Origin of the sequence: Pedobacter zeae, assembly GCF_014196715.1 — a bacterium.
In the GTDB taxonomy this organism is placed as follows: Bacteria; Bacteroidota; Bacteroidia; order Sphingobacteriales; family Sphingobacteriaceae; genus Pedobacter; species Pedobacter zeae.
The window spans coordinates 544,759-566,759 of the sequence record NZ_JACIEF010000002.1 but is presented as its reverse complement, the minus strand read 5'-3'; the positions used below and the strand labels follow the sequence as shown (position 1 = coordinate 566,759).

Annotated in this window: 17 protein-coding genes; 4 read left to right on the top strand and 13 right to left on the bottom strand. The window is 41.9% G+C overall.

The features are described from left to right. Positions 1–263 precede the first annotated feature (263 nt). From GGQ60_RS08925 to GGQ60_RS08905, 5 genes are all read right to left on the bottom strand, one after another. On the bottom strand, positions 264–872 hold the full coding sequence (locus GGQ60_RS08925; protein WP_183762581.1) for a Crp/Fnr family transcriptional regulator: 609 nt from the start codon (positions 870–872) through the stop codon (positions 264–266). 678 nt (positions 873–1,550) lie between these two features. Next, a complete protein-coding gene (locus tag GGQ60_RS08920; RefSeq protein ID WP_183762579.1) occupies positions 1,551–2,522 on the bottom strand; it encodes a PorP/SprF family type IX secretion system membrane protein in 972 nt (323 codons plus the stop codon). Between the two features lie 22 nt (positions 2,523–2,544). Then, a complete protein-coding gene (locus tag GGQ60_RS08915) occupies positions 2,545–3,483 on the bottom strand; it encodes a T9SS type B sorting domain-containing protein (RefSeq protein WP_183762577.1) in 939 nt (312 codons plus the stop codon). Positions 3,484–3,502: 19 nt separating this feature from the next. Beyond that, positions 3,503–4,228: a hypothetical protein gene (locus tag GGQ60_RS08910; protein ID WP_183762574.1), complete on the bottom strand. Its 726-nt coding sequence runs from the start codon at positions 4,226–4,228 to the stop codon at positions 3,503–3,505. Between the two features lie 41 nt (positions 4,229–4,269). Beyond that, the gene (locus GGQ60_RS08905) at positions 4,270–6,447 is read right to left on the bottom strand and encodes an Ig-like domain-containing protein (RefSeq protein WP_183762571.1); all 2,178 of its coding nucleotides are present in this window, start codon (positions 6,445–6,447) and stop codon (positions 4,270–4,272) included. A gap of 151 nt (positions 6,448–6,598) precedes the next feature. Here GGQ60_RS08905 and GGQ60_RS08900 point away from each other — a divergent pair, with 151 nt between their 5' ends. Further along, on the top strand, positions 6,599–6,760 hold the full coding sequence (locus tag GGQ60_RS08900) for a hypothetical protein (RefSeq protein ID WP_183762569.1): 162 nt from the start codon (positions 6,599–6,601) through the stop codon (positions 6,758–6,760). Between the two features lie 151 nt (positions 6,761–6,911). Here the strand turns inward: GGQ60_RS08900 and GGQ60_RS08895 are convergent, their stop codons facing one another. From GGQ60_RS08895 to GGQ60_RS08880, 4 genes are all read right to left on the bottom strand, one after another. Further along, a complete protein-coding gene (locus GGQ60_RS08895; RefSeq protein ID WP_183762567.1) occupies positions 6,912–8,345 on the bottom strand; it encodes an AAA family ATPase in 1,434 nt (477 codons plus the stop codon). A 174-nt stretch (positions 8,346–8,519) separates the two neighbouring features. Next, complete coding sequence (gene glgB / locus GGQ60_RS08890; RefSeq protein ID WP_183762565.1) at positions 8,520–10,481, bottom strand: 1,4-alpha-glucan branching protein GlgB; 1,962 nt, start codon at positions 10,479–10,481, stop codon at positions 8,520–8,522. 59 nt (positions 10,482–10,540) lie between these two features. After that, positions 10,541–13,003 (bottom strand): glycoside hydrolase family 31 protein, encoded by a 2,463-nt coding sequence (locus GGQ60_RS08885; RefSeq protein ID WP_183762563.1) that lies wholly within the window; start codon positions 13,001–13,003, stop codon positions 10,541–10,543. 274 nt (positions 13,004–13,277) lie between these two features. Beyond that, complete coding sequence (locus GGQ60_RS08880; RefSeq protein WP_183762561.1) at positions 13,278–16,202, bottom strand: TonB-dependent receptor; 2,925 nt, start codon at positions 16,200–16,202, stop codon at positions 13,278–13,280. Between the two features lie 219 nt (positions 16,203–16,421). Between GGQ60_RS08880 and GGQ60_RS08875 the strand changes: the two genes are divergently transcribed. From GGQ60_RS08875 to GGQ60_RS08865, 3 genes are all read left to right on the top strand, one after another. Next, complete coding sequence (locus GGQ60_RS08875) at positions 16,422–18,851, top strand: penicillin acylase family protein (protein WP_183762559.1); 2,430 nt, start codon at positions 16,422–16,424, stop codon at positions 18,849–18,851. Between the two features lie 48 nt (positions 18,852–18,899). Beyond that, positions 18,900–19,217 (top strand): hypothetical protein, encoded by a 318-nt coding sequence (locus GGQ60_RS08870; RefSeq protein WP_260300604.1) that lies wholly within the window; start codon positions 18,900–18,902, stop codon positions 19,215–19,217. A gap of 76 nt (positions 19,218–19,293) precedes the next feature. Continuing rightward, complete coding sequence (locus tag GGQ60_RS08865; RefSeq protein WP_183762554.1) at positions 19,294–20,220, top strand: LuxE/PaaK family acyltransferase; 927 nt, start codon at positions 19,294–19,296, stop codon at positions 20,218–20,220. A 1-nt stretch (position 20,221) separates the two neighbouring features. Here the strand turns inward: GGQ60_RS08865 and GGQ60_RS08860 are convergent, their stop codons facing one another. The 4 genes from GGQ60_RS08860 to GGQ60_RS08845 are packed head-to-tail and all read right to left on the bottom strand — an operon-like array spanning position 20,222 to position 21,997. After that, positions 20,222–20,659, bottom strand: coding sequence for a Fur family transcriptional regulator (locus tag GGQ60_RS08860; RefSeq protein ID WP_183762551.1), 438 nt, complete (start codon positions 20,657–20,659; stop codon positions 20,222–20,224). Between the two features lie 20 nt (positions 20,660–20,679). Then, positions 20,680–21,129, bottom strand: coding sequence for a hypothetical protein (locus GGQ60_RS08855; protein WP_183762548.1), 450 nt, complete (start codon positions 21,127–21,129; stop codon positions 20,680–20,682). Then, on the bottom strand, positions 21,126–21,563 hold the full coding sequence (locus GGQ60_RS08850; RefSeq protein ID WP_183762545.1) for a hypothetical protein: 438 nt from the start codon (positions 21,561–21,563) through the stop codon (positions 21,126–21,128). Before GGQ60_RS08850 ends, GGQ60_RS08855 begins: the two co-directional genes overlap by 4 nt. After that, a complete protein-coding gene (locus GGQ60_RS08845; protein ID WP_183762542.1) occupies positions 21,560–21,997 on the bottom strand; it encodes a hypothetical protein in 438 nt (145 codons plus the stop codon). The genes GGQ60_RS08850 and GGQ60_RS08845 overlap by 4 nt, the downstream gene beginning before the upstream one ends. Between the last annotated feature and the right edge of the window lie 4 nt (positions 21,998–22,001).

Sequence of the window (22,001 nt, the reverse complement as noted above, 5' to 3'; positions counted from 1 at the left end):
ATATTACGGCAGAAAAATTAAGATTTGATGAAGATTTTAATTTATTTGAAGATTTTTGATATTTTTTAATCAATCACCACCACGTCCCCCACAACTCCCGCAAGAGCTCCCGCATGACGAACTACATGAACTATCTCCACCCCCACCATCGCTCCCGGCAGAGTTATTTCGTTTAAGGGGATCATCAGGCTTGTGGTTAATACATAATCAGGCAATTACATTCACATCCTGAATATACCACAAATAAGCATTTATCAATAGTACTATGCCAAATGCTTTACCAGCTTACTGCGTATCCTGCTCAGTGTTTCAAGACGCATGCCTAAATAACTGGCAATACAGCGTAGTGGAACCCTGGATATGTCGAAGGAATTTAACTCCATAAATTTTTCATAGCGCCTTTCTGCTGAAGGAATACGGGCCAGGATAGACCGTTCTGAAGCAGCGTAGTACTGGAGACCAAGGATTTTCCTTCCGATGACATTGGTTTCCTGATAAATTGAATACAACCTGTTTATAAATAAACGTGACATCGGTACCAGTTCAGAGTTTTCAAGGGCCTGCAGATATTCAATGGAAGGCCTGACATTCTCATCGGGATGCTGGATCGCACCAATAAATTCATTTCCAAAACTGATCCAGGTGGTGATTTCCTTACCATCATCCTTTATAAATCCCCTTACCAATCCATTTACCACAAAAAAAACGTCATCATTATTGTCAATCGGTGAGAGAACGTATTTATTCTTTTTAACAAGGATGGGCTGGAGATTTTTTTCAATTTCCTGAATAAAACCCGGCGTTATCGGGCATAAATTGCTGAAATAATTTAGTACAGCGTTAACTAAAAATACCTTGCGGGATTCGAGCATACACAAATAGGGATAGACTTTAGACCCTTAATTATAGCGATTTTTAAGAGAATATACAAATAAAGTAGATTAATTGAGACAATTATGGCATTTAATGCATTTTATAAGTTATATTTTTTTATGTTCTGAACCGCGAACTGATTTATCCAAGTAAAAATTCTCAATTTAGTGTTGTCAAATTGCGAAAAATATTGCCAGGCTTCGCAGAATGTTTTTTCCAAAATTAGTTTAGCTTTTTCCTCCTCTTTAACTGACCTGATTATATTACCATAAACAGCCGGCGAATATTTTTTATAGAGCGCTTTAAATGCAAGGAGATCAGGCGTCTTTAGTGCAGTAAAAAAGAACTCTCCGCCAGGTAAACCGGCATCCTGATCAACGTTTTGCTTTTGACGGGTAACCCCTTGATGTAACGGCTGCATGGACTACTTAATATTATTGCTATAACACAGCAGTTTTCCGTTTGTTTATGCAGGGCCATTTAAATCAAACAACCGAAGGGAGTACGTACAACGGTATGCCAACTTAAAAAAACGCAACAATAAGGCAAAACTTTTTAGCAACATTCGTTCCGTTCATCTTTTTTGACTGAAAAACAAAGCCAGAACATGCTGATTTAAAAAGTTGGCGACAATAAATACCAGGAATTAAAATATTTGTATGGAAAGCAGCCTGTTTTCAGAAGTAACACTTTGGTCTTCTGCTTTTTGCAGTTTGCAAATAATAACCAATAGAAATTTCATGGGAGCCATAGTCATAGTTACCCAATTTATTTAAACTGTAATCATAGCCATAGCCAACCCTGAGGTTCTCTCGTATGAAGAATTCGGTAATGAATCCGATGGCACTCCTTGCCCTTAAATTGCTTTGTAAAGCTGGCTTCGGGTAAAATTTTAACGATGTTCTATACACCGCACCTAACCAGAGCTTTTCTTTGATCATTAAAAAAGCATTGAGATCCAATGAGGTCGGTCCGTTTAAATCATCTTTAATCAAAAAAGCAGGTTTGAACATAAAATCATTGCTCATTGGAAATAACATTCCGGCCGTTAAATAAAAATGTGGCTTAGAAGTTATATTCAACAGGTTATTATTCCTAAAAACAGGAAGGTATTGTGTAAGCAGGTTATTGGCAGAGAAACCAATAAAAAATTTTTCGTTCGAATAATGTACGCCGGCCCTGATATCTGGTACGATACGGCTTTCGTAACCTGCAGGGATCCTGTTATCGTTTGTTTCATTGGGATCTAAAAGACTGCCGTTTAGGCCCATTTGCATAATCCCGAGTCCGATCCCAAAAGCAAGCACATTGGTTTCTGTACGGTCGAGTTTAATGCGGTAAGCAAAATTACCCGATAAATTAAGTGAGGTTTGTGCACCAATCTTATCTTTCGAAACCAAAAGACCTAAGCCCAGGCTTTCTTCTTTAACTGCCTCATCAATAGCGATAGAAAGTGTTTGCGGTGCACCCTGAATACCGGTCCACTGCGCCCTTACAAAAGCCTGCATATACAATTCTTCCTTATAGCCCGCATAAGCCGGATTAATGAAAAGGCCGTTAAACATATATTGTCCGAATTGTGCATTTTGCTGCGCAAACAGACACCAACAGATTAAATTAAATAATACCGTTAAAATTATCTTTTTCATATCCTCACCTTTTAACTTTTATTTATCTGATCACGGTAACATAGCCTTTTAATTCCTGCCATTGCCCGTTTGTAGCTTTTACCTTAAGGATGTAGAAATAGGTTCCATCTACCAGGCCATTGGCTGCCCAATCGTTCAGATAACCATTTTTCTCATACACGGTACTTCCCCACCGGTTAATGATGGTAAGCAGGTTTTCTTTATAACGATCAAGGTGTTCTATAGAAAAGGTTTCATTTTTTCCATCACCATTTGGCGTAAATACATTCGGAATTTTAAGCCCGGTAATTTCTTTAGTGTCGACAGAGGTATTGTTAGATGGATCGGGGTCGGCTTCATTGTGCGTAACGGTGGCACTATTTATCACATTTCCGGGTTTCATGGCCCTCACGTTAATAATCAGCTCCACAAAACTACCATTGGCCAGCGAAGGTATAACCCACGAAACGGTCCGCGTTTGCTCGTTATAACTTGCAGTACCCACCATAGCGGGATCGACGCTTACAAATATCAGGTTTTCAGGAAGGTCGTCTTTTACCTGTACGTTGGTAGCCGTACCTATACCGTTGTTGCGTACCAATAAATTATATTTAAACGTTTCCATATTAATTACCGGCCTGCTCTCCGATCTTTTAAGAATGGAAACATCCGCTGTGGCCACCTGCTCCATAACAACTTCCATTTCTTCTGAAAGATCAGAGCTACATCCTCCGAGGCTAAAAGTAATAACGGCATATTTTCCTGCGGCACTTACCACATAATCTTGTTCGGTGGCACCTAAAATGGCATTTCCATTTCTAAACCATTGGTAAGAAGTTGCACCTGTACCATTAGCCCTGAGTTTAACTGTGATGCCCGGTTTAAGGTTAAGCACATTGGGATTATTAGATTGCGCAAAGCATGCCGCCACCGGAAGCAGCAGCATGCCAAACACAATTATCCCTAACCTGCTAAACATCATAATGGTTCTATCTTATTGTTTATGGCGCTACAGAAATAACTGCTTTACCTGGTTTAACCGTTACGGTAATGGCTTTAGAACCTGTTGCGGTACAGCTTGTAGATGGTACAATAGGCGTAGAACCAACAGCATATTTACCTTCTGCAGTAAACACGTAAGCTTCTGGTGCAACACCTGTCTTCAGGGTAAACAATTCATTATTGGTACCCGAAACAGTTCCTAAGGTTGTTGGATCACTCACCGCTACACCGCCTTTTGTTGCTGTCCAGGTGTAAACCAAAGAAACGCCTGCCGGTAAGGTAAGTGCAGCATCTTTACTTGCCGTAATTACCGTAGTAGCGGTTTGATCGGTACAGTAAACACTTCCGGGAGCGCTTACAGTAATGGCTGGTGGCGGAAGTTTTTCAACAATAGTATTATCTGATGCATCACTCGGACAAAGATTGGCATCGGCCGGTATTACCTGAACCGAGTAAGTATGTGTTCCTGCGGTTAATGTTGCAGGCACATTAAAAATGGCATCTGCAGCTGTAGCATAAGTTACCGGACTTTGAGCGGTACCGTCAACAGTCCAAATAATCTTATCGCCCGCTACCGGGGTATATCCGCTAAACGCCGGCGTAAGTTTTACTGTACCTGTACCACATAAATATACATTTGGAGTTTGTGCAAATGCACTTATCGGTAATAAGAACAACAGGAATGCAAGGATCCTTAAACAGTTTTTTGTAATTTTTTTTGTCATGGCTTTAATTTGTTAGGGATGAATGATTTATTTCTTTTTTTTTAATTAATAGATACGGTTGGTTTATGCGGCACAAGCTTTACCCTAAAACTGAAAGGAATGTTACGCTCGCAGCCATTTGCATTTTTAATAGTTAAATTTCCCTGGTACACGGCAACGGGTGTAGTTGGGGGTATATTGATGGTGATTTCGTTTGCAGGTAAGATTTGATCGGAAACCACCGGCAGCAGGTTCCCAACCCATGAGATGCTATAGCTAACAGGATTGGAAACAGGATGAGTATAGGTCAGTTTTGTAGTGCTTAAGCCCTCACAGATTCCGGGATCAGGCCCTAAAGTTAAATTGGGCTGCGGATTTACGGCTAAATTAAAATCCACTTTTTTACCACAATAAGTAGCGTCATCTGCAACCGTATAACTGATTACCACGTTGCCTGCAGCAACAGCTGTAACCAAACCTGCACCATCCACGGTTGCAATCCCTATATCACTGCTGCTCCATGTTCCGTTAGGATAGGCATTGGTAAAAACCGAAGTTGTTCCTCCGCACATGGTTGCTGTACCAATAATTGCAGGTACCGCTGCGTATTGTTTTACTTTAACTTCTACAGCCTTAGCACCCCCTGCATTTTCACAACCGGTTAGCGTATTTATAGCTTCCACATAATAGGTTGTATTGGCAGTAAGTTGAGGTGTGGTATAAGTTGAACCCACATTAAATGGAGTACCGCCAGATGAAGATGTGTACCAGTTGTAAGTAAAATCGGCATCCGGATGGGTAACGGCAAGTGTGGTTGAAGAGCCACTACAGATTGTTGCGCCCGGAACAATAAGTGTTGGCAAAGGATTAACGTTTAGCTTTACCTTTAACCTTTCGGATGTAGCCGTGATACAGTATGTTCTGCTTGCCTGAACGTAATAATGATATTCGCCGGCAGCAAGGTTTGATGGCGGCGTATAAGTTAAACCCGTATTTAATAATGTACCGCCCGTTTCGGCATCATACCATTTATATTCGGTACAATCCTGAGGGTTATTTACGGCAAAAGTTGTGGTTGCGCCTTCGCACACGGTCCTTATATCTTCTGCAACAGGATCTGTAAGCGTACGCGGCTTTGCCAGTTTTCTTTTGATATCGTAAATCTTTAGCGAACCGAGCACACCAGCCAAACCTCCTGTGGTAATTTCCAGGCGATCGTAAACCTCGCTAACCGGGAAGGTTAACACGTATTTATCAGTTGAGCCAGGGAAAAGCCTGAGGTTTAGAAAAGTACCGACATTATTAAACGGATCGCCGGCTTTCGCTCCATTCAGATAAGGCTGTATGGTAAATCCCGTAAGCAGGCTCAGATCAAGTAACCCACCCCCCGGCTTAGCTAATATAATACTCACAGAATCCTTGGGCTGAGAGGGCTTGTTAAATATTGCCGTAAGGAAAATTTTATTTAAAACAGATAATCCCACATCCATTAAGGCGTAACTGTCTTTATCATTGTCGATGGCATTAAAGGGATCAGTCACCTTTCCGGTAGTATTTAACACCCCGCCAACCACACTGGGCTGTACGCCGGATAACACATCAATGACCTCATCGCAGTCTACTTTATCGGTAGTGACCTCCATGATATAGGCATGGAAAACCTTAGCCGACAATGCTACAGAAAGTAAATTGCCTGAAACTTTAACATAGATTCCATTATATACCTGGTTAGGGCTAACCGTAATTTCCATTTCGCCCGAACCGCTGATTACACCGGCAATATTGGTAGAATTGTAAATAGGGTTCATGGTTGCAGTATACCCGGCATCATGCCCGGCACCTAATAAACCGCCCAGGGGCCAAACTGCACTAACTGGCTGCAGATCTGTAAAACTCCCTATTTCCACTCCGCTCAGCACACTCAAAACCTCAGTTGGCAACGAAATTTTAACGGTAGCCGGGGTATTGGCCGGAATTGACCGCGGACCAGTGCCGCTGGTATTGGTAAATTGCAGAAATTGGGTAGAAGATGCCAAACCTGCCAAACCAAGCCCAACACCTATGGTTGATGCATCACTAACCTGCCCATTAACAGCATTCGGTGCATCAGAAATAGTGCCCATAATTAAGGAACCGCCCAATATTTTAACCCCATATTGGATCGACCCCTGAAAATCAGCGTAAGTACGTTTGGTATTTTCGCATGGTGTCGTAACCTGCGCATATAAATATGCAGGCATACAGCAAAGCACAAATACCACGAAAGATAGACAAGAGCGCCTTTTCAATTCTTTTGGGATATGACTTTAAATAGTTTGTTTGTTGATACAAAAGTAGGTTGGGCGGCAGCCAAATTAGCCGTTCACTTTATTCATTAAACACATAAAGAATATGCAACAGGCTGTTTTATTGACATTTATCAACAAAACACAGCTTTTAAGTGAACAAGCTAAAACCTTAGCTGACAGTATCAGCTGTCAACTTGCAGGGCAACACAAAGTTGTGCGGTGTTTTGATTTTGAAAAAGAGAAACCATTGTGTTATGCAGGTTAAATGACGCGGCTCCCCACAATGGTTATAAATTTATTTAGCAGATAATACTTGCAGAAAAAAAGAGTTATCGTATCTTTGCACCCGCCCTGGAAGCTTCCACTCCAGGGTTTAAGAAAGCTTTCCAGCAATGGGAGGCTTTTCTTATTTAAAATCAGGCGAACAGTATATCCATAGTAAGCTCTTTTTGTACCAAACCCGGATAGTTTGTACCATTTTTTACCCCATAGGTGGTGATCATGGTTAAAAATAATGCCTTTCTTGTTCCGGTTTGCAATTGGAATACCTTGAGTTTGTTATCCAGCTCTTTTTGATACGACTTGCTGATTTCAAAAGGAGCAACCGAAAATTTCATTTCACAGATATTGATACAGGAATCGTTCCGGTCGATCAGCAGATCGATCTGTGCCCCCTGCTCCTCTTTGTTTTTAGGCAGATAACGCCACACCGAAATTTCAGCATAAACATTTTCTATCCCGATTGCCTTTTTAATCTGCGAAATGTGTTTCATGCAGATGCTTTCGAAAGCGTACCCACCCCAGCTTTTCCATGAGGTACCCGAATAAAATTTTAGCCAGGTACCGGCTCCTGTTGCTTTATTGCCATCGATAAATTTCAGGTAAAAAATAGAATACTCGTCGGTAAGCTTATACAATGCATCTTTGGTGCTTTTACCGAAGGGAACATACGGCGTAATGAAACCCGACTCGGCCAGTTCTGCGAGCAGTTGCGTAGCATAGCCCCCGCTGCTTAACTTACAGGCATTAATAATTTCTGTACGGGTTAAGCCTTTACTTTTTTTGGCCAGGGCCCGCACAATATCGATGTGGTTTTCGGCTTTATCGAACAGGGAATAATACAGGTTCTTAAATTCTTCGAGCAGTAGGCCATCCTTGGTAAAAAACAACCGGTCTGTCACCTGTGCAACACTTTCGCCTGGCTCTATTTCTTTCAGGTATTGGGGAATGCCGCCCATGGTCATATATACCTGTAAAAGCTGGTATTTATCGAGCTTTATTTTTCTCTGCTTAAGATAGGCTGCTGTTTCGCCAACGGTAAAGGGCAACAACCTGATCCTCCTGGTTACACGGTTATGCAGACCACCGCGGTTATTGATTACTCTATTGATCATCCAGGAAGCTGCCGAACCGCAAATCACCACCACCAGTTTCTTTTCTTTGGAAGCCCAACTGTTCCAGAAGTTTTCGAAAGCAGGTAAAAACCCTGAACGCGGAGTATTGATCCACGGAAATTCATCAATAAAAATGATTGTTCTTTCCTTTTTCACCAAAGGCACAAGGTATTGACGAAGCACCTGGAAAGCGGCCATCCAACTTTTTGGTATGGCAAGTGGAAGCCCGCCTGCGGCCTGGGTAAGTGCCAGGGCAAAGTTTTCCAGCTGTTGGGTTAAAGTTGCATGATGGATGCCTGAAAATTCGAATGCCAGATCTTTACTAAAACCATTTCTGATCAGATAAGTTTTTCCAACCCGTCTGCGCCCATATACCGCAATGAGTTCAGGCTCGCCCGATTTTTCAATCTTACCCAACAGCAATCTTTCCTCTATCCTACCTACAACCTTTTCCATAAACCATTAATTTATAGCAATAAAGGTAATAAATTTATTATTTTTGGCGAAATATAAAAAACTATATCACGCCAAAACTATATATTTTTAAGTAGTTTTGGCGTGATATAAAAAACTATATTACGCCAAAAGTATATTTTATTAGCGAATTCTGGCGTGAGATACGACCGAAAATTATTTACTTTTAAAAATAACCACAGCTAAAGGCGGTAGATTAACCTGGATTGAATATGCCTGCCCGTTAAAACCTTCTGAACCAGGCACAATATCGCCACGGTTATTGATCCCCCCGCCATAATACACAATATCGTCGGTATTGAAAATTTCTTTCCACTTGGTTTTAAAAGGAACGCCGATTTTATAGTGCTCGCGCACCACCGGTGTAAGGTTAAGGGCAATTACCAGCGTATCTTTCGCCTTTGGCCCTTTACGCATATACACAAAAACCGATTCATTGGCATTATCAGCATCAATCCACTGGAAACCCTCGTAACTAAAATTGAAATGATAAAGGGCAGGCTCTTTACGGTAAAGAAAATTTAAAGCTTTAACGGTTTCCTGCATGCCTTTATGCGGTGCATATTGCAATAAATGCCAATCGAGCGATTGGGTAAAGTTCCACTCACTGGTTTGACCAAATTCGTTGCCCATGAACAGTAATTTTGCTCCGGGATGGGTAAACATGTACCCATAAAGTGCCCTCAGGTTGGCAAATTTCTGCCAATCATCGCCCGGCATTTTATATAACATGGGCGATTTACCATGTACCACTTCATCATGCGAAAAAGGCAGCATAAAATTTTCAGTAAAAGCATAAGTCATGCTAAAACTTAATTGATGGTGATGATGTTTCCGTCCGAGCGTATCTACTTTAAAATATTTCAGGGTATCGTTCATCCAACCCATCATCCACTTCATGCCGAAACCCAGTCCGCCATGATGCACCGGATGGGTTACCCCCGGATAGGTGCTGCTTTCTTCGGCAATGGTTTGCACACCTTTAAAATGGCCGTAAACCGCTACATTCAGATCCTGAAGAAACTGGATGGCACCAATATTTTCACTTCCCCCGTATTGGTTGGTTGCAGCATCGGCATCTTCTCTCGAGAAATTAAAATATAACATTGAGGCCACAGCATCAACCCTTAAACCATCTGCATGGTATTGGTCCAGCCAAAACATGGCGTTACTGATGAGAAAAGAACGGACCTCGTTACGGTCGTAGTTGAAGATATACGATTTCCAATCAGGGTGGAAACCTTTCCGCATATCGGCATGTTCGTACAGATGGGTTCCGTCAAATTCATATAAACCATGCCTATCGCCAGGAAAATGCGAAGGAACCCAATCCAATATTACAGCAATATCGGCCCTGTGTAATTCATTAATCAGGTACATTAAGTCCTGCGGGGAGCCATAACGGGAGCTTGCTCCAAAATACCCGGTAATCTGATAGCCCCAGCTCGGAAAAAAAGGAAATTCCATAACGGGCATCAGCTCTACATGGGTAAAGCCCATTTCTTTAACATAAGGCACAAGCCTGCCGGCTACCTCCCTGCAGTTTAAAACACGGTCGGGATTATCCGGATCGCGTTCCCAGGAGCCCAAATGTATTTCGTAAACAGAAATGGGTTGGTCTAAAGCATTTAATTTTTCCCTTTTATTAAGCCAGGCTTTATCTTTCCAGGTATAGTCGGTATCCCAAACTATACTGGCCGTTTGCGGCGGGTGCTCCCACTTGCGGGCATAGGGATCGCCTTTCAGGTGTTCAGATCCGTCGAATCCCTTTACAAAATATTTATAGACTTCGCCTTTGGCAATACCCGGAATAAAACCTTCCCAGATACCCGATTTATCCCAACGTTTGTACAGCTGATGTGAACTGTTATCCCAATCGTTAAAATTACCTACTACGTTAACCCTGGTGGCATTGGGTGCCCAAACAGAAAAATAGGTGCCGGGGGTAGCCTCAACCGTAATCAAATGGGAACCCATTTTTTCGTACAGTCTAAAATGTTTTCCAACAAGAAAAAGATCAATGTCGTAATCGGTAAATAAACTGTGTACCCAAACGGATTTTTTCTTATCGATTTTAGGTAACGCTGCTTTTTTTGCAGGAACTTTTTTTGCTGACATAGGTATTTTTGGCTAGATAAATGAAGCCCCAAACACTAAACAGCATTTGGGGCTAAATGTTACAGACTTAATATCTGAATTTCCGAGAAATTTTTATTGCACTTGAAATGCAGGATGTTTTGATCGTCGGTATAAAAATCTTTCACCTCTTTGTTATCGACAATGATTTTCTTAACCTGGAATTTTACGCCGATAATATTGCAAACATAAAACTCGTAGTTAGGCGTATATAACCCCTCATTACGCTGATTTACCTTAATAACCAGGTTATCACCTTTAACGGTAAATTTCTTTTCGAGGTAAATATCCTGTTCATAAGCAAAGGTATCGCCATGATCTTCATACATATACGAGTTCACTTCGTAATCGCTATGGTAAATGTTCAGGATTACTTCCGTAATCGATTTTTCATCTACATATTGCATTACCGGATACTCTGGTAAAACGGAACCTGCACGCACAAACATCGGCATGCTGTCTATTTTGGCATCAACGGTATATTCGTTACCTCCGTTCAAAATTTCGTTGGTCCAGAAATTGTACCAGGTACCTTTTGGCAGGTAAACCCTTCTCGATATTGCACCTTGTTCTAAAACAGGGCAGATCAATAATTTATCGCCATAGCAAAATTCATCCTGACGGAAACTGTTACTGATATTTTCCTGTTCGAGCATGACCAGTGGCCTTAAAATCGGAAAGCCATAACGATGGTGCTCCCAAAAAACAGAATACAGATAAGGCATTAAGCGGTACCTTAGTTCGATAAACTTGCGGTTAATATCTTCGAAAAACTGGCCAAAGCTCCAAGGCTCGCGCTCGGCAGTATCGCCGGCAGAGTGTGCACGCATAAATGGCGAAAAAGTTCCCAACTGGATCCAGCGGGCAAATAGTTCTCCATCAGGCTCTCCGCTAAAACCGCCAATATCGGTACCGCAGAACGGTACGCCTGAAACGGATAAACGCTGGCACTGGATATTACCGATCTTCAGGTGCTCCCAGGTTGCAATATTATCACCCGTCCACACACTGGCGTAACGCTGCATACCCGAATAACCTGCTCTTGTAATGGTAAACGGGCGTTTATTGCGCATCAGCTTTTTAAGCCCTTCGTAAGTAGAACGCACCATCTGCATACCATAAACATTATGTGCTTTACGATGCGAACCCCGGTAACCATCGTAATTATGGCGTACATCGTTAGGGAAAGTGCCCGAACCAAATACGGCAGGCTCATTCATATCGTTCCAGAAACCTGCCACACCCATATCTACCAGTTCTTTGTACAGGTTTCCCCACCAGGCACGTACTTTAGGGTTGGTAAAATCAGGGAACTGGCAACGGCCCGGCCAAACATGCCCTTCCATATAATAATCGTCGCTACGGCGACAGAAAAACCTTTTCTCTTTACCTTCTTTAAAAACCCAGTAATCGTCGTCAACTTTAATTCCCGGGTCGATCATGACAACAGTTTTAAAACCGTCGTCAGACAGTTCTTTGATCATCTTCCGGGGATCAGGAAAATATTTTTTGTTCCAGGTAAAACAGCGATAGCCATCCATATAATCGATATCGAGGTAAATGGCATCACAAGGAATTTTCCTTTCCCTGAACTGTTTGGCAATTTCTTTAACCTTCGATTCGGGGTAATAGCTCCAACGGCATTGCTGATAACCTAAAGTCCATTTTGGAGGCATCGGGTGGGTTCCGGTTAATGTTGCATAACGTTTTACCACGTCCATAATATGGGGCCCGTGGATATAATAATACTGCAGTTCGCCCCCATCTGCCCAGAAACTGGTTTTATTTACATCTTCGGCACCAAAATCAAAATACGATTTAAACGTATTATCGAAAAATATGCCGTATGCCGCCTGGTTATGCAAACCGATATAGAAAGGGATGGTACGGTAAAGCGGATCCTGGTTCCAACCATACGAGTAGGCATCCGTGTTCCAGTTTTCGAAACGCCGGCCACGAAGGTTAAAATTGCCCGATTTATCTCCTAAACCAAAGAAATTTTCTTCAGGGTGGCATTTTTTAGTAGCATAAATATAATAGCCACCAAAATCGACATTCTCTTCCCAATGCATGGGATTGGCTTCATCAACCATCAACATGTTGGTGATATTATCGTAAAAAGAGATATGGAAATTGGCTTTTTCTATTTTACAGGTTACGGCATGTGTAGAAATGGTATAATGATCGTCTTGTTCCTGCATCTTAAACACCGAAACTTTATGGTCTACTTCCGGTACGGCATAAGAAAAATCATCGAGGAAAACACCATGCGGTGCCAGGCGCACCCTGATAATATCGTCGCTCACTACCCTTACTTCTACCCTGGCATCTCCATCCGAAAAATAAAAGCGGTTGCCTTCTTTTTTCACCCTTTTAACTGCCCCAAGGTACTGTTTAACAATTGGTTTTACCGATATATCAACTGGATTGTTTAAATGCTGTATTTCCTGTTCCTTTTCGATCAGATCACCTGTCTCATTAGGTTTGTCGTTTTGCGCTTCCATCCTTGTTTTCAAATTTAAAATTCATACCTCTTAAACCACGAGGCACTAAGAAAGTACTATAATACAAATATTTTATTAAAAGGGACCAAGCTTTTTTTCAAGGCCTGTTGATTAAAGTGTATTATTTACACTAAGATCCTTAAATCAAGAATTTAATTACAGAAGATTTAACCGCAGCGCTCGATGCCCACAACCCTCAACCAGCTGTTTAATAGCAAAAAAAGCCCCCTGTACATGATATATACAGAGGGCCACTCAAAACTCAAATATTTTGCTATGGATTAAAGCTCAACCCAACATAATAGATTGCCCCAGCCGATGGATTTCCATAAGAAGTGAAATAATATTTATTGAGCACATTGGAACCGCCCAATTTAATTACCGATTGTACCGACGGTATTCTTAAACTCACCTGCGCATCCAAAGAGCTGTATGCAGGTACCTGACCCGATGCAAATGAAGAATTCCAATAGAATTGATCCTGCCAGCGGTAAGCCAGGTTGAAACCAAAGTTTTTAATAATTTCTTTATTACCCAATCCCAGGTTATAGCGGATTTTAGGCGTATTGAAATCATTAATGTAATTGGCCGGCAAATCACCAATCTGGTTGTAAGAAACGTTACCGCTTACATTCCATTTGCCTACCAGGTAATCAAGACCTAAAGCTGCACCGTAAGAAGTTACTTCACCCTCGGCATTAACCGGAACGCCGAATTTTACAAAACTTCCGCCAACATTCTGATAAACATCAACCGCGGTAATAAAATCTTTATAGATATTGTAATAACCGTAAGCATCAACCAATAAATTAGGGAGCAGCAATCCTTTGTAACCTAATTCATAAGATTGAACACTCTCCGGGCGTACGCCCCTCGAGTCGAAGTTATACTGTTGTAAAAGGGCCGGATTAGGCGTACCGGTAGCAGCGGCAGAAGCCAAAAATGCCCGGTAACTTACGTCAGTATAGGGTTTATTGGTATCAAGATGGTATTTACTGAACATAATTTCTGGCAAACCACCGATCAGCCTTTGAGAGCCTCCGCCCACCGAAAGATCAATATACTGGTTCTGTGTGGTAGGGTTACGGTAACCGGTTTGGTAAGAAACCCTGATGTTGTTGTTTTTAGCCACCGTGAACACCCCTGTTATCCTTGGGGTAAACCTGCCCTCAAAATTCTGGCTTTTATCGTAACGGCCTGCAAAAGTAAATTTAACCTTATCGTTAAAAAGTTTTTTACCAATTTGTGCAAACGCACCGTACTCTTTAATATCGATAGATTCATTTAAATCGTTAAAAATGGTACCTGCCGAATTTAAGTCATATAAACGATAAGATGCGCCCACCTGAAATTCTACCACCTTATCGAAAAGGTTGGTAAAGTTGTACATACCCTCATAGTGATACAGGTTTGATTTATCATCGAATTTCGCTCCGTAAACACTTTTTGAAGGATCAGCAGAATTGATACTGGTTGCACTGATGGTGGTATTCATCACTTTATCTTTAGCAACTTCATACTGCGGACTTCCGGGTTCAAAACGGCCCTGATTGGCAATTCCCCTGGCAAATGCATGTGCAGCAGCATCATTCTGTCCTGCGGCCCTTGCACCAACATAGTTACCAATATACTGCGGAAACCAGCTTGTTGAGGGTTTGGATATTTCGTTGATATAACTGCCCAAAATAGAAGAAATATAAGAATCGCCCGAGCGCTCCTGAGTCGTATAGGCTTTCACAAAAAAGTCATCACCCTTTATCTCTAATTTATACTGACCAATATTAAAGTTACGCAAAGAATAACGGTCAGAACCGGTATAAACCGAAGTTCCGGTACCCCAGTTGGCCAATGCTACTGCTTGCACCGTATTGCTGATATTATAATACAATGCTCCTGATACTTTTAGCGATTTGGTACTGTAATCAACCAGGTTTTCTTCATTATAGCCTGTTCTGGAAATATTCTGATCAGGAATTAAACCAGCTTTTAAGCCGACATAAAATGGGAAATAGTTCTGAACCGCCGGGCGTAAAGCTGCAGGTAAACTGGCCAAAAAGCCAGCCTGTTGTGCGGCATTTGGAATAGCCGCCCCAAAAGCACCGTCCATGGTCGATTTAATATTGGGAATTAAACCACCAGAACCTGCATTTATGCCAGAAATAGTTGCATTTTGCACACTTAAGGCCACATTACGCATGTTTTGGCTCACCTCGTCGCCATAGCTGTTTATCCCGTCGTAATTTGGATCGCTGTTTCGATCACCCGATTTGGCAGTTCTTGCCACCCTGTCGAAATTCGAATAGTTGTTTCCGTACCAATCTTTGGCCTGGAGGAATGAAAATGCTGCTTTTACCCCGAACTTATTATTCCATGATTTTGCCATTCGTACATCCAGTTGATTAAAAGGTTGTACGGTGCTGTTATCGTCGTTAACGTGGTTTACCCCGGTTTTGTATTGAAAACTTGCTCCAGGATATTTAAAAGGATCTTTTGAGGTCATTAATAAGGTACCATTAATACCACCGGCACCATAAAGGGCAGATGAAGCGCCCGGCAAAAGCTCTACATTATCTACATCAAGTTCGGTAATTCCCACAATATTACCCACCGAGAAGTTCAATCCGGGTGCCTGGTTGTCCATTCCATCGATATACTGGTTAAAACGGGTATTCCCGTTTGAGTTGAAACCACGTGTATTGATCGATTTAAAGGTTAAACTCTGCATACTGCTTTCTACACCTTTCATATTATTTAACGCATCATAAAACGAAGGTGCAGCAACTTCCCTGATGGTAGCAGCGCTCATACGCTCAATTGATACCGGCGATTCCAAGATCCGCTCGGGCGTGCGTGAGGCTGAAACCACCACATCGCCACCCAATACCACAGCCGTTTCCAACTCCAGGTTAATACCTGTTGTACTGCCTGTTACCTGCTGTTCTACCGTACCATAACCCACATAAGAGGCAACTAAAGTAAAAGGGACTTTTGCCGTTGTGCTAAAGCTGAAATTACCATTGGCAGTGGATGCCGTACCACCCGGCTGGCCTTTGATGGTTAAACTTACGCCTGCCAGGCCTTCTTTCGATTGCTTATCTTTTACGGTACCGCTAACCGTAATGCTCTGTGCCTGTGCCACAATACTAATTGTGCACATCAATAATAACACGTAGAAGATCTGTGTAAAAATTCTGCTCATAAAGATTGTTAATTTGGTTACCTAACTAGTTAGTTATATTGTAATTTGTATGATTAGTTACATAAACTTAAACTCTTTTTTTGAATTAAACAAATTATGTTAGCATAATAATATCAATTCAAATTATAATTTTGATTGATATACAGTTTGTTGTATTTTGCATTAAACATAAACCGTCATTTTGCGCTATCTTAGCAAAAGACTTGTTAGCTAACCATTATGAATAAAATTAAGGCCTTATTTTGCGTCATCATTCCGATTGCATTAGCTTTTTTATTTAATACCAAACTAGGCGATACACCACCGCTTTTAAAATTTCTAAATCCTTTTATGGGATTTTGGCAAAATGCAGAGAACAATCACTTTATCTTCAACCATAAAGCAAAGATCAAAGGTGCCACGGATCAAATTGAAATTGTTTTCGACGACCGCATGATCCCACATATTTTTGCACAGAACGACCATGATCTTTACCTGGCTCAGGGTTATGTTACCGCCATGCACCGCCTTTGGCAAATGGATTTCCAGACCCGTTTTGCTGCAGGAAGAATCAGTGAGGTAGTGGGTCAAAAAGCCATTGAAGTTGACCGTTATCAGCGCCGCATGGGCATGGTTTATGGCGCAGAGAACTCGTTAAAAGGTATGATGGCCGATCCAAAGGCAAAAGAAATGATTCTGGCCTATACCGAGGGGATTAACGCTTATATTAAAACACTTTCTAAGGCCAACTACCCATTAGAATATAAAATACTCGATTTCAAACCCGAAAACTGGACACCTGTAAAATGTGCCCTGCTCCTTAAACAGATGTCGGCAGTATTAGCCATGGGTTCTGACGAGTTCTATATGACCAATATCCTCAAAAAATTTGGTCCGGATATTACCAAAGATCTTTTTCCGGATTATCCTTTCCGTGAAGATCCGATTATCCCGGTAGGTACCAAATGGAATTTTACGCCGCTATCTGTACCTAAAACGCCCGAAAGCTTTACCGAAGCCTTAACCGGTGAGGTAAAAACAAAAGAGAAGGTAGAGGGTATCGGCAGCAATAACTGGGCATTATCCGGTACTAAAACCGCTTCGAGCTACCCTATTTTGGCAAACGATCCCCATTTGGATTTAACCTTGCCTTCCATTTGGTACCAGATACAGTTGCATGCGCCAGGCGTTAATACTTATGGGGTCTCTTTACCGGGCGCACCTGGTGTGATTATCGGTTTTAACCAAAAAATTGCCTGGGGTGTAACCAATGTTGCCGCTGATGTACTGGATTTTTATCAGATCAGGTTTAAGGATTCGTCCCATAATCAATATTGGTACAACAACCAGTGGAAAGCGACTTCAAAGCGTTTAGAAACCATCAAAATCCGTGGAGGAAAAGATGAGGTTGATACGGTTTATTATACCCATCACGGCCCCGTGGTTTATTTCCAGAAGCCGAAATATGGCAGGGCAGATAATGTGCCTGTTGGCGATGCTTTAAGGTGGATTGCACATGATCGATCGAACGAGCTCATGACATTTTATTACCTTAACCGTGGAAAAAACTATAACGATTACCGCAAGGCTTTAACTTTTTATACCGCCCCTGCACAGAACTTTGTTTTTGCCAGTGCAGATAATGATATTGCCATAACCCCGAACGGTAAATTCCCTTTAAAATGGAAAGATCAGGGTAAGTTTATCCTTGATGGTACCGATCCGGCTTACGATTGGCAGGGATGGATCCCAAATGCACAGAACCCCACTGTGAAAAATCCCCCGCGCGGTTTTGTCAGCTCGGCCAACCAGTCGTCAACCGACCCATCGTATCCTTATTACATCAACTGGGAGTTTGCTCCATACGAACGCGGTAAGCGGATAAACGACCGCTTAACAGCAATGAAAAAAGCCACTTTAGACAGTGTCCGTTTAATGCAAACCGATAATTACAGTATCCTGGCGCAAAATCTCTTGCCTGCATTATTGCCCCTGTTAAATAATGAGCAACTTAACGCCACCCAGAAAGAAGCATTAGCTTACGTAAATAAATGGGATAAACGTTATGATGCCCATGAAATTGCAGCCAGTGTGTTCGAGCTATGGATAAACCGTTTAAGTCACGATATCTGGAGCGATGAATTTGAAGTAAAAGGTATCCCTATGCGTTTCCCATCACGCGACCGCACAGTTGAAATGATACTGAAAGAACCGAATGCCCCTTGGTACGATAACACTCATACGGCAAAAAAAGAAACACTTGCCGACCTGGTAAACGAGTCTTTTAAATTTAGCTGCGATAACCTGGAAAAACGTTTTGGTCCGATTAACAAAGACTGGGACTGGGCAAATGTGAAGCAGAGCCATGTACCTCATTTGGCAAAAATACCAGGTTTCGGATCGAAGATATTACAGATCGGTGGTGCAAAATCGACCATTAACGCCCTTGGGGAAAGTAATGGCCCCTCATGGAGAATGGTAATCGAACTTGGTAAAACACCAAAAGGACACGGTGTTTATCCAGGCGGACAATCGGGTAACCCCGGCAGCAAGTTTTATGATAATATGATCGATACCTGGGCAAATGGCAGATTGTACGATTTATTTTATATGCAAAGCCCGGATGATAAATCAGGCACGGTTATCTCTCGTTTAAAAATTTCTAAATAGACTAAAATGGTTTTCATTGTTATATTAATAATCTGTTTTTTCTTGCAAATGATTGCTCCCTGGTGGGTAATCATCGTCATTTCATTCGCCACTTGTGGCATTATCGGTAAAACCGGAAAAATAGCCTTTTGGCAGTCGTTCCTGGCCATTTTCTTATTGTGGATCGGTTATGCGCTGTTTAAAAGTTTACCAAACGATAACCTGCTTGCTGGCCGTGTGGCAGTAATGACCGGAATAAAACTTTGGTGGTTGCTGCTCCTGGTTACCGGGTTTTTAAGTGGTTTGGTTGCCGGCATCAGCGGGTATTGCGGTTATCAGTTCAGAATGGCCATGCTAGCAAAAAAAACTGACGAGAAAATAGCATAACGCTTTGTACTTTTGCAGCGTGAATTTAACAGCTGAGGATATATTTTATATAAAAAGTGCCGGTGAGTTTAACGCCATGGCCTTAAATATTTTTAAGTTTCAGGCGCAAAACTGTACAGTATACCGCGAGTATATTTTCCATTTGGGTATTGATACCAGTGAAATAACCGAAGTGACGCAGATCCCCTTCCTGCCGATCAGCTTTTTTAAAAGCCATAGGGTTTTAAGCAGCAACGATCCTATTGAGGTAACTTTTAGCAGTTCGGGTACAACGGGTATGGTGCAAAGCAGTCATCTGGTAACCAATGCCAAACTTTATGAGCAAAGTTACTTACAGGCATTTACCGAATTTTATGGACCGGTTACCGATTATTGCTTTTTAGCTTTATTACCTTCCTACCAGCAACGCTCCGGTTCGTCGTTAATTTACATGGTGAACGATCTGATCGAAAAAAGCAAACATCCGCAGAGTGGTTATTTTTTATACAATCACGACGAGTTATTGCAAACCCTGCTCGATTTAAAAGCAAAAAAGCAAAAAACCGTTTTAATCGGTGTTACCTATGCCCTGCTTGATTTTATAGAAAATTTCGATATTCATTTCCCCGAACTGATTGTGATGGAAACAGGTGGTATGAAAGGAAAGCGTAAGGAAATGGTCAGAGAAGAACTTCATGAACAGTTAACGAAAGGGTTTGGTGTAAAGGCTATCCACAGCGAATACGGGATGACAGAACTGCTTTCTCAGGCTTATTCTTTGGGCGAAGGTATTTTCAACTGCCCCAACTGGATGAAAGTGCTGATCCGCGACACCAACGACCCATTAAGTTTAATACCAGATGGCAAAACCGGAGGCATTAATGTAATCGACCTGGCCAATATCAATTCCTGCTCGTTTATTGCAACGCAGGATCTGGGCAGGATCAATACCGATCAGAGTTTTGAAGTATTAGGCAGATTTGATAATGCCGATATCAGGGGCTGTAACCTTTTGGTCCAGTAAATCAGTTAACCTTATCTGAACAATTTGCGCAAAGGCCCGTTGCAATCAGGTTTAAATGCTCCACTTTAAAACCAGCAGGCACTTTTAATGCCGGGATTTTAACGGTATCCAGACAGTAAATTTTATGGCAGTTATCGCAATTAAAATGCACATGCTCATCGTGATGCTCGTGCGCACTGCATCCATCCGAACAGATGGCATAATTGGCAGTTCCCTGCTGATCCAATACTTTATGGATAATTCCTTTTTCTTCAAAGGCCTGCAATACACGGTATAAAGTAACACGATCGGCATCCTTGCCCATCACCTGTTCTAAATATGGCTGTGAAGTGGCAGAATCCCGCCCACTCAAAATCTCCAGCACCTGTAAACGGGGTGCAGTCCTTTTTAATCCGTTCTTAACCAAAAGTTTTTCGAAACGCTCTGTTTTGTTTTCCATAGCAATACAAAAATAAGCAATTAATTAATGAGTTTGGCATTTTTGATGGTGATTGGTGGCGCATAGCTTGCATCCTTCTGTTCCAGTTTCAGAATCCCCTTTACATGTATCGGTTTTTCACTATAAGCTGCAGGGCTTTCCATTTCGATCATAATCATAACCGGAACACCGTTCTGTCCGCAAAAGTAACATTGGTTGATCGGAAGCGTGGCCAATAAAAACTTCTGTTGTTTCTGCCCGCTTTTTATAGGGATCAGGTAACCTTTAAGGTCAAATTCGCGGTTATCAAATCTTTTGATTGATTCCGTAAACAGGGGAAACAGCTCATTTTTCTCCGTCAGTTCAAATTTTACCGAACCGATTATATCCCAGTTTAGCGAACGCAGCTGATCGTTTGGATTATGCTTTTGTGTTTGCGAAAAAGCAACATTTCCAAATAACAACAGCAAAATAAAATATAGTGTTTTCATTTTTTCACGGCATCTAATAAGAAAAACGTCGACCGGCTATCGCCCGAATCGTTGATTACAAATTTTCCTTTTAACGTAACCGGTTCTTCTGTCCAGGTAACCGGTTTCAGTGTTTTAACCTCGATCATAGAAGGGATGTCGCCCGTACCACAATAAGGACAGGAAGCAACCGGCACCATGGAAAACATAAACTCGGTAAAACTGTTGCCCACTTTGGTGGGGATAATAAAGCCGGGTAGCTCGATCACCTTGTTATTAATTGCTCTTAATTCAGGTGGAAAAATTGCTTGCCAAACCAGCGGTTTAACCTGTTTATCGTACTTCAGGCCGATCAGGTTCCAGGCAGGAGTACGCATATCGGTATGTACCCGAACCTGCGCAAACGATGTAAGAGCACTCATGATCAGCAGTATGGCTATATACTTTTTCATCATAGCAGTTTTGCATTTAAAAGGAAAAACTCGCTCCTGTCATCGCCCGAATCATTGATCAGGAAAGTTCCCTTAAGTTTGATCGGTTTTTCGGTAATCGGGATCGCGGCTACCATTTTCACCTCGATCATTGAGGGGATATCTCCCGAACCACAGTATGGACAGGAGGCAAGCGGCACGATAGAGAACATAAATTCGCTGAATTTCGAACCTACCTTTGTAGGAATGATATAACCGGGCAGTTCGATAACCTTATTGTTTAAAGCTTTTAACCTTGGTGGGAAAACACTTCCCCATTTACCCGGTGCAAGTTCTGCATCGTACTTCAGGCCAATTATATTCCAGGTTGGCGTGCGCATGTCGGTATGTACCCGAACCTGCGCTGCCAATACCTGAACACCTAAACATAAAACAACCCAAAAAACTAATTTTTTCATTCCA